The organism is Myroides sp. C15-4 (assembly GCF_050522745.1).
In the GTDB taxonomy this organism is placed as follows: domain Bacteria; phylum Bacteroidota; class Bacteroidia; order Flavobacteriales; family Flavobacteriaceae; genus Flavobacterium.
Window position 1 is genome coordinate 21204 of sequence record NZ_JBMVQX010000001.1, and the last position, 15112, is coordinate 36315.

The window sequence follows — 15112 nt, forward strand, 5'->3', positions numbered from 1 at the left end:
TCACTAAGATTTTATAACGTTACAACTTCTCCTCCTGCTGCTTCGATAGCTGCTTGGGCAGAAGCTGAAAATTTATGAGCAGAAACTTTTAATTTTGCTTTTAGCTCTCCACGTCCTAAAACCTTAACTAAACTGTTTTTAGTAGCTAATCCTAAATCAACTAATTGAGAAAAATCTACAGCATCAGTTACTTTTCCGCTATCAACAAGACCTTGTAAAGCCTCTAAGTTAATTACAGCGTACTCAACTCTGTTAATGTTTTTGAAACCGAATTTAGGTACACGTCTTTGAAGTGGCATTTGCCCTCCTTCAAATCCGATCTTTTTCGAATATCCTGAACGTGATTTAGCACCTTTATGTCCTTTTGTAGAAGTTCCTCCTTTTCCAGAACCTTCACCACGACCAACACGTTTGTTTTGGTTGTGTACTGAACCGTTTGCTGGTTGTAAATTACTTAAATTCATCTATTGCGAATATTATTTAATTTCTTCTACAGAAACTAAGTGTTGAACTTTATTTACCATTCCTAAAATTGCGCTAGTAGAATCGTGTTCAACCACCTGACCAATTTTACGAAGTCCTAAAGCCTCTAATGTTCTCTTTTGGTTAAGAGGACAATTAATTTGGCTTCTTACTTGTTTTATTTTGATTTTCGACATAATCTTTCAAATTAACCTTTAAATACTTTTTCTAAAGAAATTCCTCTTTGTTTTGCAACTGTAGAAGCGCTTCTTAATCGTAATAAAGCATCGAAAGTAGCTTTCACCACGTTATGTGGATTCGAAGAACCTTGAGACTTAGATAATAAATCTGTAATTCCTACAGCTTCAACTACCGCTCTGACAGAACCTCCAGCAATAACTCCCGTACCTAATGATGCAGGCATCAACAATACACGAGCTCCACTGAATTTTCCTTTTTGTTCATGCGGAATCGTATGACCGTTCAAAGGAACTTTAACTAAGTTTTTCTTAGCATCTTCAACTGCTTTAGCAATAGCCTCAGATACATCTTTAGATTTACCTAAACCGTGACCCACTACACCGTTTTCGTCACCTACTACAACAACAGCAGAAAAACCAAAAGCTCTTCCCCCTTTTGTTACTTTAGTAACACGGTTAACACTAACCAAACGATCTTTTAAATCAAGACCGCTTGGTTTTACAAATTCTACGTTTTTATAATTTTGATACATAACTAATTAGAATTTTAATCCAGCTTCTCTAGCGCCGTCTGCTAATGATTTAACACGTCCGTGGTATAAGTAACCGTTTCTATCAAAAGATACAGTTTCGATACCAGCTTTTAAAGCTTTCTCTGCGATTAGTTTTCCAACCGATGCAGCAGTTTCAACATTGGTTCCTCTTGTTATCCCAGCTTCTCTTGACGATGCTGACACTAAAGTTACTCCATTTACGTCGTCTATGATTTGTGCATAGATCTCTTTATTACTTCTGAATACAGAAAGTCTAGTTCTAGCAGCAGTACCGCTAACCGTCTTTCTAATTCTGAACTTTATACGTTGTCTTCTTTCAGATTTTGTTAATGACATAGTCTTAATTTTTAAGCTGATTTACCTGCTTTTCTTCTTAATTCCTCACCTACAAACTTGATTCCTTTTCCTTTGTAAGGCTCTGGCTTACGGAAAGAACGGATTTTTGCAGCTACTTGACCTACTAATTGTTTGTCATGAGAAGTTAATTTTACTAAAGGATTTTTACCTTTTTCTGATATAGTTTCTACTACAACTTCAGGAGCGATATCCATCACGATATTGTGAGAGAATCCTAAAGCTAAGTCTAACTTTTGTCCTTGATTAGAAGCACGATATCCTACCCCTACAAATTCTAAAGTTATTGTAAATCCTTCAGAAACACCAGTAATCATATTGTTAATTAAGCTACGAAATAATCCGTGTTTTGATCTTTCATCTTTATCGTCAGATGATCTTTCAACAATCACTTGATTATCTTCAACTTTAACACTAACTGTATCGAATTTCTGAGTAAGCTCTCCTAATTTACCTTTAACAACAATAACGCCTTCTTGAACATCAACTGTTACACCAGCAGGAATTGCTATCGGACTTTTTCCTATTCTTGACATTTCTTAGTCTTTTTAAATTAGTATACGTAACAAACTACTTCTCCACCAACATTTAGTTGTTTTGCTTGTTTCCCAGTCATCAATCCTTTTGATGTAGAAACGATTGCAATTCCTAAACCATTTAAGATTCTTGGAAGGTCAGTTGCAGAAGCGTATTTACGCAAACCTGGTTTACTAATTCTTTGGATATCTCTAATCACAGACTCTTTTGTGTCTTTGTCATATTTCAAAGCTATTTTGATCGTACCTTGAACTGTACTGTCATCAAATTTGTAGCTTAAGATATATCCTTGATCGAATAAAATTTTCGTGATTTCTTTTTTGAAGTTAGATGCTGGGATCTCTACCACTTTGTGGTTTGCACGCACAGCATTTCTAATTCTTGTAAGGAAATCTGCTATTGGATCTGTATACATTGTTTTTACCTTTAAATCTTAATTACCAACTTGCCTTTTTAACTCCTGGTATTAACCCTTGGTTAGCCATCTCACGGAAAGTAACACGAGAAATACCGAATTGACGCATATACCCTCTAGGTCTTCCAGTTAATTTACATCTGTTGTGTAAACGCACAGGAGAAGCATTTTTAGGTAATTTTTGTAACCCTTCGTAGTCACCCGCTTCCAAAAGAGCTTTTCTTTTATCAGCATATTTAGCTACTAATGCTTGTCTTTTTACCTCACGGGCTTTCATTGATTCTTTAGCCATAACTCTAATTCTTTTTAAAAGGTAATCCTAATTCAACTAGTAAAGATTTTGCTTCTTTATCTGTATTAGCAGATGTCACAAACGTAATATCGAAACCAGCGATTTTGTTTACTTTATCAATATTGATTTCAGGGAAAATAATTTGCTCAGTTACACCTAAGTTATAATTTCCTCTACCGTCAAATCCTTCAGATTTAATACCAGAGAAATCTCTTACTCGTGGTAAAGCAGAAGTAACTAAACGATCTAAGAATTCATACATTCTTTCTCCACGTAAAGTAACTTTAGCTCCGATTGGCATTCCTTTTCTCAATTTGAAAGAAGCAACGTCTTTCTTAGAAATAGTAGCTACAGCTTTTTGTCCTGTAATTTTAGTTAATTCTTCTACTGCGTAGTCAACTAACTTTTTATCAGATACAGCTGCACCAACACCACGGCTAACAACAATTTTCTCAAGTTTAGGAACTTGCATAATGTTCTTGTATCCAAACTCCTCTTTAAGAGCAGAGATTACTCTGCTTTTATATTCTTCTTTAAGTCTTGGTATATAAGCCATAACTATAATACTTGATTTGATTTTTTAGAAACTCTTACATTTTTTCCACTTTCATTCTTTTGGATAGCTACTTTCGTAGTATCGTTAGTTTTAGGATCAACGATCGCTAAATTAGAAATATGGATAGGAGCCTCTTTCTTAACAATTCCACCTTGAGGGTTCGTAGCGCTAGGCTTAACATGCTTTGAAATGATGTTTACCCCCTCAACAATAGCTTTGTTCTTTTCGCGTAATACACGTACGATTTTTCCTTCAGATCCTTTGTGATCTCCAGTGATAACACGTACTGTATCTCCTGTTTTTATCTTCAGCTTAATCATGTTTAGAACGATTTACAACACCTCAGGTGCTAATGATACAATTTTCATGAATTGTTTTTCACGAAGTTCTCTTGCTACTGGTCCAAAAACACGAGTTCCTTTCATTTCACCTGCAGCATTTAATAATACACAAGCGTTATCATCGAATCTAATGTATGATCCATCAGCTCTTCTAACCTCTTTTTTAGTGCGAACAACTACAGCAGTAGAAACAGTACCTTTTTTAACGCTTCCATTCGGAGTTGCGTCTTTGATACTTACTACAATTTTATCTCCCACTGAAGCGTAACGACGCTTTGTTCCACCTAACACACGGATAGTCAAAACCTCTTTTGCTCCCGTGTTATCTGCTACTTTAAGTCTAGATTCTTGTTGTACCATAATTATTTCGCTCTTTCAATGATTTCAACTAATCTCCAACATTTTGATTTAGACAATGGACGAGTCTCCATAATTCTAACTGTATCACCAATGTTGCAGTTGTTTGTTTCGTCGTGTGCTACATACTTTTTAGTTTGCTTCACGAACTTTCCATATAATGGGTGTTTTACCTTTTTTACTTCAGAAACAACAATAGATTTCTCCATTTTGTTACTAGTAACAACACCTATTCTTTCTTTTCTTTCTTTTCTATTTTCCATCTTTCAGCAGAATACAATTATTGTAACTCTCTTTTGCTTAGCTCAGTATTTACTCTTGCAATTGTTCTTCTAACCTTTCTGATTTGAAGTGGGTTCTCAATTGGAGAAATTGCGTGAGTAGCTTTTAAGCTATTTAATGCGTTAGTCAATTCTTTTAATTGCTCTTGTAAATCAGCTACAGATAGGTTTACTATTTCAGATTGTTTCATGATAAATTTCTATTATGCTTCGAAATCTCTAGCAATTATAAATTTTGTTTTCACAGGAAGTTTTTGAGCAGCTAAGCGTAAAGCTTCTTTTGCAACAGATAGTGGCACGCCACCAACCTCAAACATTATTTTTCCTGGTTTTACCACAGCAACCCAGTATTCCACTGCACCTTTTCCTTTACCCATACGCACTTCAAGAGGCTTCTTAGTGATTGGCTTGTCTGGGAAAATCTTGATCCACAATTGTCCTTCACGTTTCATGAAACGAGTTGCAGCGATACGCGCAGCCTCAATTTGACGAGAAGTGATAAATGCTGAATCTAAAGATTTAATTCCGAACATACCATTTGAAAGTTCATGCCCTCTTTGGGAAATCCCTTTCATCTTACCTTTCTGTACCTTACGGTATTTTGTTCTTTTAGGCTGTAACATTTTTCTTCAGTTTAAAAATTACTTTCTTTTGCGTTGGTTAGGTCTACCTTTACTAGATCCTGCTGATTTAGATTGTTTTTTATCCATACCAGCTAACGGAGAAAGATCTCTTTTACCGTAAACCTCACCTTTCATGATCCACACTTTAATTCCCATTCTACCGTAAGTAGTATGAGCTTCAGCAAGTGCATAATCGATGTCAGCTCTGAAAGTAGATAATGGAATTCTTCCTTCTTTGAATGATTCTGAACGAGCCATTTCAGCCCCGTTCAAACGACCAGAAATCATTACTTTGATTCCTTCAGCATTCATTCTCATCGCAGCACCAATAGCCATACGGATTGCTCTACGGTAAGAAATTCTGTTTTCGATTTGACGAGCGATACTAGCAGCCACTAAAAACGCGTCAAGCTCTGGTCTCTTAATTTCAAAGATATTGATTTGAACTTCCTTATCTGTAATCTTTTTCAATTCCTCTTTCAACTTGTCTACCTCTTGTCCACCTTTCCCGATAATAATACCAGGTCTAGCAGTAGTGATAGTAACGGTTACAAGTTTCAAAGTTCTCTCAATGATTACTTTTGATACACTAGCTTTTGATAAACGAGCATGGATATACTTTCTGATTTTGTGATCCTCAGCGATTTTGTCACCGTAATCATTTCCACCATACCAGTTTGAGTCCCATCCTCTAATAATACCAAGGCGATTCCCGATCGGATTAGTTTTTTGTCCCATACTGTTTATTAATTGCTTTGTGTGTTATTATTAGATCCTAATACAACTGTAACGTGATTAGAACGTTTTCTTATTCTGTGTGCTCTTCCTTGAGGTGCAGGACGAAGTCTTTTCAACATCATTCCTCCATCTACTCTAATTTCTTTTACAAAAAGTCCAGCTTCTTCCATGTTTTCTTCGCTGTTTTTTGCTTGCCAGTTTGCAATTGCAGATAAAAGCAATTTCTCTAAATTACGAGAAGCGTGCTTTGAACTGAATTTCAATATATTTAGAGCTTTTTCTACTTTCTGTCCTCTTACTAAATCCGCTACTAAGCGCATTTTTCTTGGAGAAGTAGGGCAATTGTTTAGCTTAGCAAAAGCAACTTGCTTATTAGCTTCTTTCGTTTGCTCAGCTCTTTCTCTTTTACGAACTCCCATAGCTTCTTATTATTTTTTACCTTTATTCTTTGCACCAGCGTGACCTCTAAACGATCTTGTTGGTGAAAATTCCCCTAACTTGTGTCCAACCATATTCTCTGTTACATAAACAGGAACAAATTGACGACCATTATGTACTGCGATTGTCTGTCCAACGAAATCTGGAGTAATCATAGAAGCTCTTGACCATGTTTTGATCACTGCTTTATTTCCAGACTCTACATTTTTAAGAACTTTCTTCTCTAATTTAAAGTGAACATAAGGTCCTTTTTTTAACGAACGTGCCATGTCTTACTCTTTTATTTCTTTCTACGTTCAACGATATACTTGTTACTCGACTTAACTTTAGAACGAGTTCTATAACCTTTAGCAGGCATCCCGTTTCTTGAACGTGGATGTCCTCCAGAAGAACGACCTTCTCCACCTCCCATTGGGTGATCTACCGGGTTCATAGCTACAGCTCTAGTTCTTGGTCTTCTACCTAACCATCTTGATCTACCAGCTTTACCTGAAACGATTAATTGGTGATCATGGTTCGATACAGCTCCAATTGTAGCCATACAAGTTAACAAAATCAAACGCACTTCTCCTGAAGGCATTTTAATTGTTGCATACTTACCATCTCTTGCTACTAATTGTGCGAAAGTACCAGCTGAACGAGCAATTACTGCTCCTTGACCAGGACGTAATTCAATACAAGAAATAACAGTTCCTAAAGGAATTTTACTTAAAGGCATTGCATTCCCTACTTCAGGTGATGCATCTGGTCCTGAAACTACAGTTTGTCCAACTTTTAGACCAGCTTGAGCGATAACGTATGTTTTTGCTCCATCCGCATAAGCAAGTAATGAAATAAATGCTGAACGGTTTGGATCATACTCGATTGTTTTAACAATTGCAGGAACTCCTTCTTTTGTTCTTTTGAAATCGATGATACGATATCTTTGTTTATGACCACCACCTGTGTAGCGCATGGTCATTTTTCCTTGACTATTTCTACCTCCAGATTTTTTTTTCGGTGCTAGTAAACTACGCTCCGGCTTATCAGTTGTTATAGCGTCAAAACTATTTACAACTCTAAAACGCTGACCTGGGGTAATAGGTTTTAATTTTCTAACTGACATTATTTATTAGATATTTGAATAAAAGTCTATATTATCTCCTTCTTTCAATTCAACTATTGCTTTTTTGAAAGCATTAGTTTTAGCGTTAATCATACCGCTTTTTGTATACTTAACAGAACGCTTAGCACCATAGTTCATAGTATTTACGTTAACAACACTAACACCATAAGTAGCTTCTACTGCTTTTTTGATCTCAATTTTGTTCGCTTTTCTATCAACTACGAAACCATAACGGCCAAAAACTTCACCGTCTTTTGTTACTTTTTCTGTAATTATAGGCTTAATTAAAACACTCATGTTCCTATTATTTGCTTAAATTTTCAACAATTCCAGCCACAGATCCCTCTGTCAAGACTAAGCTCCCCGCGTTTAAAATCGCATAAGTGCTTAATTCTGAGTTAGTTACAACAGCAGCCTTCTCTAAATTGCGTGATGACAAATATACATTTTTATTTGATTCACCCAACACAAATAGAGATTTTTTATTTTCTAACCCTAAAGCTTTCAATACACTAATGAAATTCTTAGTACTTGGAGCTTCGAAGTTGAAGTTTTCTAAAACGATTAAGTTCTCTTCGCGAACCTTAATTGAAAACGCTGATTTTCTTGCCAAGCGTTTTAAGTTCTTATTCAATTTGAACGAGTAGTTTCTTGGTCTTGGTCCGAAGATTCTTCCTCCTCCTCTGAATACTGGTGACTTGATGCTTCCTGCTCTAGCCGTTCCAGTTCCTTTTTGTTTTTTAATCTTGCGTGTACTTCCTGAAATCTCAGCTCTTTCTTTCGCTTTATGCGTACCTTGTCTTTGATTTGCTAAATATTGTTTAACATCAAGATATACTGCATGATTGTTTGGTTCAATACCGAATACTGAATCTAAAAGTTCAACTTTTCTACCAGTATCTTTCCCTGTAATATCTAAAACTTTTACTTCCATTACTTCTGAATGATTACATAAGAGTTTTTGTGTCCTGGAATAGCTCCTTTAACAACAAGTAAGTTCTTTTCAGCAACTACTTTTAAAACTCTTAGATTTTGTACTGTTACATTTTCTCCTCCAGTTCTTCCTGCCATGCGCATTCCTTTGAATACTCTTGATGGATAAGAAGAAGCTCCCACAGAACCTGGTGCTCTTAAACGATTTTTTTGACCGTGAGTAACTTGTCCTACTCCGCCAAATCCATGACGTTTAACAACCCCTTGGAAACCTTTTCCTTTAGATACACCTTGAACGTCTACATACTCGCCTTCGATGAACAAATCAACAGTGATAACATCACCTAATTTGTGTTCTCCTTCGAATTCTTTGATCTCAACGACTTTTCTTTTAGCAGATGTTCCCGCTTTCTTAAAGTGACCTAACTCAGCTTTAGTAGCGTGTTTCTCTGTCTTGTCATCGAAACCAAGTTGTAACGCTTCATACCCGTCAACCTCATTGGTTCTGACTTGGGTAACGACACATGGACCAACTTCGATTACTGTACATGGAATGTTTTTTCCATTTTCGTCGAAAATACTAGTCATGCCGATTTTTTTACCAATTAACCCAGACATAAATATTTAATTAAATTATTTGAAACTTATTTAAAAGAATTAAGCATTAGAGCTTATGCAACTCTAATACTTAATCCCTACTCTTTATTTTTTATTGAAGTATTCGAATTATCACACTTTAATCTCAACTTCTACACCGCTTGGTAACTCTAATTTCATTAAAGCATCAATTGTTTTAGAAGAAGAAGAATAAATATCTAACAATCTTTTGTAAGAACTAACTTCAAATTGCTCTCTAGCTTTTTTGTTTACGTGTGGTGAACGTAAAACAGTAAAGATTTTTTTATGAGTTGGTAACGGAATTGGACCTGTTACTACTGCACCTGTACTTTTTACAGTTTTTACGATTTTCTCTGCTGATTTATCAACCAACATATGATCGTAAGATTTTAATTTTATTCTGATTTTTTGACTCATTTTCTCGAAAATTAAGCGTTTCCTTTTGCTTTAGTGATTACAGCTTCTGAAATGTTTGATGGTGTTTCAGCGTAGTGAGAGAACTCCATTGTAGAAGTAGCTCTACCTGATGATAATGTTCTCAATGTAGTTACATATCCGAACATTTCTGATAATGGCACAGAAGCTTTAACTACTTTTGCTCCATTTCTATCATCCATGCTGTTGATTTGTCCGCGACGACGGTTCAAATCCCCAACGATATCACCCATGTTTTCTTCAGGAGTCAATACCTCTAACTTCATGATAGGCTCAAGAATTACAGCACCGGCAGCTTTAGCTGCAGCTTTGTAACCCATTTTCGCTGCTAATTCGAACGATAAAGCATCCGAGTCAACCGCGTGGTACGAACCATCAATTAAAGTTACTTTCATCGAATCCATTTCGAAACCTGCTAAAGGCCCTTGTTTCATCGCTTCTTTGAATCCTTTTTCTACAGAAGGAATATATTCTTTTGGTACGTTACCACCTTTTACCTCATTCACGAACTGTAATCCAACGAATGGTTTTCCATCCACCTCATCAGCAGGTCCAATTTTAAACACGATATCCGCGAATTTACCACGTCCACCTGATTGCTTTTTATAAGCCTCTCTGTGTTGTGCCTCACGAGTAAGTGTTTCTTTGTATTCAACTTGAGGCTCCCCTTGGTTCACTTCAACTTTAAACTCACGTCTCATACGGTCGATTAATACATCTAAGTGTAACTCTCCCATTCCAGAAATAACTGTTTGCCCTGAAGCTTTATCAGTTTTAACTGTAAACGTAGGATCCTCTTCAGATAATTTAGCCAAAGCAGTACCCATTTTATCCATATCCGCTTTTGTTTTTGGTTCAATAGCGATACCGATAACTGGATCAGGGAAATCCATACTTTCTAATACGATAGGATTTTTTTCATCACATAGTGTATCCCCTGTTTTAATATCTTTAAATCCAACAGCAGCTCCAATATCTCCAGCCTCAATATATTCGATTGGATTTTGTTTGTTTGCGTGCATTTGGTAGATACGAGAAATACGCTCTTTGTTTCCTGAACGTGTATTCAACACATAAGAACCAGCATCTAAGTGTCCTGAATAAGCTCTAAAGAAAGCTAAACGCCCCACGAAAGGATCGGTAGCAATTTTAAATGCTAATGCAGCAAACGGCTCAGTAACTGATGGCTTACGTACAACTGGCTCTTCAGTATCAGGATTCGTTCCTTCGATCGCTTCCTTGTCCATTGGAGAAGGTAAGTAACGACAAACAGCATCCAACATAAACTGAACTCCTTTATTTTTAAAAGATGAACCACAAGACATTGGGATGATGCTCATATCTAATGTAGCAGCACGTAATGCTCTATGGATTTCGTCCTCAGTGATTGAGTTTTCATCTTCCATATATTTTTCAAGAAGATTTTCGTCATAAGCCGCGATCTCCTCGATTAATTGACCTCTGTATTGTTTAACATCATCAACCATGTCAGCTGGGATCTCAACAACGTCAAACGTAGAACCGTGATTTTCATCATGCCATACGATTGCGCGGTTTTTCACCAAGTCAACGATACCTTTGAAATCTGCTTCATCACCAATTGGTAAAACGATTGGCACAGCGTTTGATTTCAACATATCTTTTACTTGTTGACATACTGCTAAGAAGTTAGCTCCTTGACGGTCCATTTTATTAACGAATCCCATACGAGGAACTTTGTAGTTATCAGCTAATCTCCAGTTAGTTTCAGATTGTGGCTCAACACCATCAACTGCACTAAATAAGAATACTAACCCATCTAATACACGTAAAGAACGGTTTACCTCAACTGTAAAGTCAACGTGTCCCGGAGTATCAATAATATTGAAGTGGTACTCCATAGACTCAGCGATCTTTTCACCTTGTTTTGTTGGGAAATTCCAAGTACAAGTAGTCGCTGCTGAAGTAATGGTAATACCTCTTTCCGCTTCTTGCTCCATCCAGTCCATTGTAGAAGATCCTTCGTGAGTTTCTCCCATTTTGTGGTTTTTACCTGTATAGAACAAAATACGTTCTGTAGTAGTTGTTTTACCAGCATCGATGTGAGCAGCGATACCAATATTTCTTGTATATTTTAAATCTCTTGCCATTGTATAAGTTTTCTGTAGGGATTAAAATCTAAAGTGAGAGAACGCTTTATTAGCCTCAGCCATTTTATGCGTATCCATTCTCTTTTTAACTGCAGCACCTTCTTCTTTAGCAGCAGCTAAAATCTCAGAAGCTAATCTTGCAGCCATAGATTTCTCATTTCTTCTTCTTGCATACAAAATCATCCATTTCATTGCCATAGAAATTTTTCTATCTGGACGAATTTGCATAGGAATTTGGAATGTAGCCCCACCAACACGACGAGAACGAACTTCTACGTGTGGCATAACATTAGTTAACGCCTCTTTCCAAATTTCTAATGAAGTTTTTTCCTCATCTTGTTTCTTCTCTTCAACGATTGCTAAAGCATCATAAAATACTTTAAAAGCCGTAGACTTCTTACCATCCCACATTAAGTTATTCACAAAACGCGTCACTAATTGATCATTAAATTTCGGATCTGGTAAAAGAGGTCTCTTTTTCGCCTGTCTTTTTCTCATGTCTTTTTCTTAAACGTTTAAACGATTATTTTTTGTCTTTAGGGCGTTTTGCACCATATTTCGATCTTCTTTGAGTTCTACCGTTTACTCCGGCAGTATCCAAAGCTCCACGTACGATGTGGTATCTAACACCTGGCAAATCTTTTACCCTTCCTCCTCTAACTAATACTATCGAGTGCTCTTGTAAATTGTGTCCTTCTCCTGGGATGTAAGCGTTTACTTCATTACCATTTGTCAAACGTACCCTTGCAACTTTACGCATTGCAGAGTTAGGTTTTTTAGGTGTAGTAGTATAAACACGCGTACAAACTCCTCTTCTTTGAGGACAAGAATCCAAAGCAACCGATTTACTCTTCTTAGTTAATTGGGTTCTCCCTGTTCTTACTAATTGTTGAATTGTTGGCATAATGTTTATTAATAATTTCTACAATATATTATTCCCCACTATATACGGGGTTGCAAATGTAGAAAGTTTTTTTCTTTTTTCAAAAGACAATCTATTAATTTTCAAGTAATTTATTTATTTTATTCTTTAAGCCTCAGCTTCTTACTTTTTTTATTTTACTTTACACGCAAATATATAGTCGAAGTGCCTAAGTTAATTCTCTCTTTCTTTTTATGTTGCTTGCTGGGTTTTACTAGCTATGGACAAGATGCGTTGTTGACACTTGAATTAACAGCCACCCATGAAAAAGATCGCGAACTACTAACAACTTTGGGGTATGTGAAAAATCATCCCGATTTACAATCTCTTAATCAAGCTGTTGACCAAATCGATCAATTCTTATATAAAAAGGGATACCTATCCTTCACCAAAAAGAGAGAACAACAAAACAATCACTTTACCTATAGCTATACCCTTGATGATCCTATTCATCAAGTCATCTTATCAAATAAATTGTTGTCACCAGCTATTCAACAACAAATTGGCTTTACTCAAGATAGTCTAACTCTCGATTTTGAGGCCTTGCCTTCTCACTTGCAACAATACACTTTACAATTGGATCAACAAGGCTTAGGCATGTCGACCTTACAACTAGCTAATCACAACATTCTAAATCATATTTTATACTGCGATGTAAAACTCGACCTAACGAATAGCCGCAAACTAGATCAAATCGCCATAAAGAGCACAACCAAAGTTCCAGAGCACATCATTCAACACCTAACCAAGCGCTACCTCAACAAACCCTATAGCGATCAACTCGTTTCTAATCTTTCACTTGCTGTAAGTGAACTTGACTTTTTAAAACAATACAAATCACCTGAGACTTTATTTACTGATGATTCAACTACCTTGTATTTATATGTAGACAAAGCCAACACGAACACTTTTGATGGTTTTATGGGATTTAGCACAGACGAACAGGATAAGTTCACCCTTGCTGGTTATTTAGACCTGGCGCTCAACAACGTATTAAACAAAGGAGAATCGCTACAATTGTACTGGCGCAGTGATGCAAATAAACAAACGCAATTCGATTTTAAAACATCATTCGTTTACCTTTTTAATACTCCTTTAAATATAAGTGGACAGCTCAATATTCAGAAACAAGATACGATTTACCAAAATACTAAGCTTGGGGTACAACTGGGATATGCCATTCGATATAACCAAAACATCAAGTTAGGCTATCAAAACACCTCCTCAACAACCAGCAGTGCACTGCCTTCCATGGAGAATTTTGACAGCAAGTTTTATACCCTAAACTATACACTAACGAAGAAACGCTCTTACCTCCCCCTATTTCCTCTAAACTATTCGCTCGATGTTCTCGTTGGTACTGGAAATCGAATGACGGAGGAAACAAAGCAATCGCAATACATATTGCAGATTAATGCCAACAAAAATATTGAACTTGCCCCTAAGCATTACCTCTATATCAACTGGACCTATTACTCGCTATTCAGCAAAGATTATTTGGTGAACGAATTGTATCGTTTTGGAGGGAACCAATCGCTGCGTGGGTTTCAGGAAAATAGCCTATTGGCCAATCAGCTGAATTTAATTAATACGGAATATCGCTTTTTAGTTCATCCTAGTTTATACTTGCATACAATCTTTGATTATGCGATTCAAGAATACAAACCCCTGGAACAAAAGAACACCTTATATAGTATAGGTATGGGATTGGGCTTTATTACCAACTCGAGTTATTTCAATCTCTCTTTCGCCAATGGCAAACAACCGGGCATTCCCTTTTCATTTGACAACACAACGATTCACATTGGATTCAAAACCTTGTTTTAATTGCTACTTTTATTCTAGGGTGTGTATACCCCCTAATCAGGAAACAAAAGTTTAGCGCGACCTGAAAAAACATCTAACGTATAATAAAAATATAACTACCTTTGCGCCATGGATCAGGAGAATCAAATTTTTGGTATTCGTGCGATAATCGAAGCCATTGAAGCAGGTAAAGATATAGATAAGGTATTCTTACAAAAGGATGCACAAGGTGAACTAATGAATGAGTTAATCAAGTCATTAAAGAGAAACAACATTAACTTCTCTTATGTGCCTATTGAAAAACTCAATCGTTTAACAAAGAAAAATCACCAAGGGGCTATTGGTACGATTGCACCTATTACTTTTATCTCATTAGAGGAGTTAGTGGAAACGACTTTAGAGAAAAAAGACAAGCCTCTTTTTGTTGTATTGGACCAATTATCGGATGCGCGTAATTTTGGTGCGATCATTCGTACAGCAGTTTGCTGTGGAGCAGACGGAATTATCATTTCTAAAAATGGTGCCGCTCCTGTAAATGGAGATACGATTAAAACTTCTGCTGGTGCTGTTTTCAATATTCCAATCTGTAAGGTAGACCACATCAAAGATGCTGTTTTCTATTTGCAAGGTTCTGGCGTAGTGACATTGGGAGCAACTGAAAAAGCAGAAAAAGAAATCTACGATGTAGATCTAAATGTTCCCGTAGCTATTATTATGGGTAGTGAAGATAGAGGAATCAATCCTTCCGTTTTAAAAATCATTGATGAAAAGGCAAAACTTCCTATGTTCAGTAGCATCGATTCACTGAACGTATCAGTTGCTTGTGGAGCCTTTTTATACGAGATTATTAGACAGAGACGCTAGTTAAGTGAAGAGAAATTGGAAATGGGAGATGCGTATTCTTCTCAAATAAAAACTCTTTCAATAATAAAAAAGGAAAGGATTGCAATTGCAACTCTTTCCTTTTTTAATTTACGCTATTTGTTGTTTGTTTTTTTGCTCAAGAAACCATTCCT

At 36.4% G+C, this 15112-nt stretch carries 26 protein-coding genes; 2 read left to right on the plus strand and 24 right to left on the minus strand.

The window, feature by feature from the left end; genetic code table 11:
* Positions 1–11: 11 nt before the first annotated feature.
* From rplO to rpsL, 24 genes are all read right to left on the minus strand, one after another.
* Entirely contained in the window at positions 12–464 is a 453-nt protein-coding gene (gene rplO / locus ACPDHL_RS00105; RefSeq protein ID WP_182626734.1) for a 50S ribosomal protein L15, read from the minus strand.
* Positions 465–476: 12 nt separating this feature from the next.
* A complete protein-coding gene (gene rpmD, locus ACPDHL_RS00110) occupies positions 477–659 on the minus strand; it encodes a 50S ribosomal protein L30 (protein ID WP_182626735.1) in 183 nt (60 codons plus the stop codon).
* A gap of 11 nt (positions 660–670) precedes the next feature.
* The gene (gene rpsE / locus ACPDHL_RS00115) at positions 671–1195 is read right to left on the minus strand and encodes a 30S ribosomal protein S5 (RefSeq protein WP_002987497.1); all 525 of its coding nucleotides are present in this window, start codon (positions 1193–1195) and stop codon (positions 671–673) included.
* Between the two features lie 6 nt (positions 1196–1201).
* A complete protein-coding gene (gene rplR, locus ACPDHL_RS00120; RefSeq protein ID WP_430530802.1) occupies positions 1202–1552 on the minus strand; it encodes a 50S ribosomal protein L18 in 351 nt (116 codons plus the stop codon).
* An 11-nt stretch (positions 1553–1563) separates the two neighbouring features.
* On the minus strand, positions 1564–2106 hold the full coding sequence (rplF, locus tag ACPDHL_RS00125) for a 50S ribosomal protein L6 (protein WP_430530803.1): 543 nt from the start codon (positions 2104–2106) through the stop codon (positions 1564–1566).
* A gap of 17 nt (positions 2107–2123) precedes the next feature.
* Entirely contained in the window at positions 2124–2522 is a 399-nt protein-coding gene (gene rpsH, locus ACPDHL_RS00130) for a 30S ribosomal protein S8 (RefSeq protein ID WP_002987500.1), read from the minus strand.
* 22 nt (positions 2523–2544) lie between these two features.
* The gene (rpsN, locus tag ACPDHL_RS00135; protein WP_002987503.1) at positions 2545–2814 is read right to left on the minus strand and encodes a 30S ribosomal protein S14; all 270 of its coding nucleotides are present in this window, start codon (positions 2812–2814) and stop codon (positions 2545–2547) included.
* A gap of 4 nt (positions 2815–2818) precedes the next feature.
* Positions 2819–3370, minus strand: a complete 552-nt coding sequence (rplE, locus tag ACPDHL_RS00140) for a 50S ribosomal protein L5 (RefSeq protein WP_430530804.1) — start codon at positions 3368–3370, stop codon at positions 2819–2821.
* Between the two features lie 2 nt (positions 3371–3372).
* A complete protein-coding gene (gene rplX, locus ACPDHL_RS00145) occupies positions 3373–3690 on the minus strand; it encodes a 50S ribosomal protein L24 (protein ID WP_430530805.1) in 318 nt (105 codons plus the stop codon).
* A 12-nt stretch (positions 3691–3702) separates the two neighbouring features.
* Complete coding sequence (rplN, locus tag ACPDHL_RS00150; protein ID WP_002987507.1) at positions 3703–4071, minus strand: 50S ribosomal protein L14; 369 nt, start codon at positions 4069–4071, stop codon at positions 3703–3705.
* 2 nt (positions 4072–4073) lie between these two features.
* The gene (gene rpsQ / locus ACPDHL_RS00155) at positions 4074–4331 is read right to left on the minus strand and encodes a 30S ribosomal protein S17 (protein WP_002987508.1); all 258 of its coding nucleotides are present in this window, start codon (positions 4329–4331) and stop codon (positions 4074–4076) included.
* 17 nt (positions 4332–4348) lie between these two features.
* Positions 4349–4540: a 50S ribosomal protein L29 gene (gene rpmC / locus ACPDHL_RS00160; protein WP_002987509.1), complete on the minus strand. Its 192-nt coding sequence runs from the start codon at positions 4538–4540 to the stop codon at positions 4349–4351.
* 12 nt (positions 4541–4552) lie between these two features.
* Positions 4553–4972, minus strand: coding sequence for a 50S ribosomal protein L16 (gene rplP, locus ACPDHL_RS00165; RefSeq protein ID WP_002987510.1), 420 nt, complete (start codon positions 4970–4972; stop codon positions 4553–4555).
* An 18-nt stretch (positions 4973–4990) separates the two neighbouring features.
* On the minus strand, positions 4991–5710 hold the full coding sequence (gene rpsC / locus ACPDHL_RS00170; RefSeq protein ID WP_182626740.1) for a 30S ribosomal protein S3: 720 nt from the start codon (positions 5708–5710) through the stop codon (positions 4991–4993).
* An 8-nt stretch (positions 5711–5718) separates the two neighbouring features.
* Entirely contained in the window at positions 5719–6129 is a 411-nt protein-coding gene (gene rplV / locus ACPDHL_RS00175) for a 50S ribosomal protein L22 (protein ID WP_182626741.1), read from the minus strand.
* A 9-nt stretch (positions 6130–6138) separates the two neighbouring features.
* Positions 6139–6417, minus strand: coding sequence for a 30S ribosomal protein S19 (rpsS, locus tag ACPDHL_RS00180; RefSeq protein ID WP_002987514.1), 279 nt, complete (start codon positions 6415–6417; stop codon positions 6139–6141).
* Between the two features lie 11 nt (positions 6418–6428).
* Positions 6429–7253: a 50S ribosomal protein L2 gene (gene rplB / locus ACPDHL_RS00185; protein WP_002987516.1), complete on the minus strand. Its 825-nt coding sequence runs from the start codon at positions 7251–7253 to the stop codon at positions 6429–6431.
* 6 nt (positions 7254–7259) lie between these two features.
* Positions 7260–7550, minus strand: a complete 291-nt coding sequence (rplW, locus tag ACPDHL_RS00190; protein ID WP_158962477.1) for a 50S ribosomal protein L23 — start codon at positions 7548–7550, stop codon at positions 7260–7262.
* Positions 7551–7557: 7 nt separating this feature from the next.
* Positions 7558–8187 (minus strand): 50S ribosomal protein L4, encoded by a 630-nt coding sequence (rplD, locus tag ACPDHL_RS00195; RefSeq protein ID WP_158962476.1) that lies wholly within the window; start codon positions 8185–8187, stop codon positions 7558–7560.
* Entirely contained in the window at positions 8187–8804 is a 618-nt protein-coding gene (rplC, locus tag ACPDHL_RS00200) for a 50S ribosomal protein L3 (protein WP_430530806.1), read from the minus strand. The genes rplD and rplC overlap by 1 nt, the downstream gene beginning before the upstream one ends.
* 111 nt (positions 8805–8915) lie before the next feature.
* Entirely contained in the window at positions 8916–9221 is a 306-nt protein-coding gene (rpsJ, locus tag ACPDHL_RS00205; RefSeq protein WP_026710316.1) for a 30S ribosomal protein S10, read from the minus strand.
* A gap of 11 nt (positions 9222–9232) precedes the next feature.
* The gene (gene fusA, locus ACPDHL_RS00210) at positions 9233–11368 is read right to left on the minus strand and encodes an elongation factor G (RefSeq protein WP_430530807.1); all 2136 of its coding nucleotides are present in this window, start codon (positions 11366–11368) and stop codon (positions 9233–9235) included.
* 21 nt (positions 11369–11389) lie between these two features.
* Positions 11390–11866, minus strand: a complete 477-nt coding sequence (gene rpsG, locus ACPDHL_RS00215; RefSeq protein ID WP_002987522.1) for a 30S ribosomal protein S7 — start codon at positions 11864–11866, stop codon at positions 11390–11392.
* 25 nt (positions 11867–11891) lie between these two features.
* The gene (rpsL, locus tag ACPDHL_RS00220; protein WP_002987523.1) at positions 11892–12272 is read right to left on the minus strand and encodes a 30S ribosomal protein S12; all 381 of its coding nucleotides are present in this window, start codon (positions 12270–12272) and stop codon (positions 11892–11894) included.
* Between the two features lie 183 nt (positions 12273–12455).
* Here rpsL and ACPDHL_RS00225 point away from each other — a divergent pair, with 183 nt between their 5' ends.
* Together ACPDHL_RS00225 and rlmB are read left to right on the plus strand one after the other, a co-directional pair.
* The gene (locus ACPDHL_RS00225; RefSeq protein WP_430530808.1) at positions 12456–14117 is read left to right on the plus strand and encodes a hypothetical protein; all 1662 of its coding nucleotides are present in this window, start codon (positions 12456–12458) and stop codon (positions 14115–14117) included.
* Positions 14118–14225: 108 nt separating this feature from the next.
* Positions 14226–14960 (plus strand): 23S rRNA (guanosine(2251)-2'-O)-methyltransferase RlmB, encoded by a 735-nt coding sequence (gene rlmB / locus ACPDHL_RS00230; RefSeq protein WP_430530809.1) that lies wholly within the window; start codon positions 14226–14228, stop codon positions 14958–14960.
* The last annotated feature ends 152 nt before the right edge of the window (positions 14961–15112 follow it).